1 protein-coding gene is annotated in these 581 nt (G+C 54.2%); it reads left to right on the top strand.

The annotated features are described in order from the left end of the window. The first annotated feature begins 138 nt into the window (after positions 1 to 138). Entirely contained in the window at positions 139 to 426 is a 288-nt protein-coding gene (locus MSKU9_RS17100) for a hypothetical protein (RefSeq protein ID WP_141262562.1), read from the top strand. Positions 427 to 581: the final 155 nt, after the last annotated feature.

Raw genomic sequence — 581 nt, 5'->3', positions numbered from 1 at the left:
TATGCTGATGCGCCCGGACAATTGTGCTGTCGATCATCATGTATTCGTTGTCGTGATTAGCGGCCAGATAACGAAATCCGCCAAACATTTGATTGTCTGGCCGGTCTCGGCGCCAGTTCTTTAGGCGCAGATGCCGATATGTTTGGAGATACGCTGGAGGAAGCAATCCAGTGCGGACCGCGAACGCATGATCTCCCGTTCAAACTGCAAACAGTCACTGAATTAAGAACTTTACTGGCCTGTAGCGATGCGGAAATCGACCGCATCAGTAAAGCTTTGCTTGGTATCATTCCAGTAGTTGAGCCGGAGGAACCACCCAACTGGGGCAGCTTCCCAAGCCTGCGGGCATTCTGGTCTGCCGTCCTGCACGTTTTTGAAAATGACCCCGCGGTGCAGGCGGGAAAAGACATTGACCCGAGTATGTAGAGGCAGGTCGTTCGCCAACACGAATACAGGGATGTCTGTTTTCGTGTGTTGGCACTCCAGCAGCAGACCATCCGCTTCCCTGAAGAGTTTCGGGCGCCGTGAGGCGTACGAAAGTCGGGGAGGACCGAACCCGCGACACCGGGACTCAGTTATGG

It is taken from the genome of Komagataeibacter diospyri (assembly GCF_006538165.1).
Lineage (GTDB): Bacteria > Pseudomonadota > Alphaproteobacteria > Acetobacterales > Acetobacteraceae > Komagataeibacter > Komagataeibacter diospyri.
The sequence above is the reverse complement of the archived record's forward strand: the minus strand, read 5'-3'. Positions and strand labels throughout refer to the sequence as shown.

What these genes read in the sequence shown, in the direction of transcription:
- MSKU9_RS17100 (WP_141262562.1), top strand. Translation starts at nt 139, where the DNA reads ATGTTTGGAGATACGCTGGAGGAAGCAATCCAGTGCGGACCGCGAACG.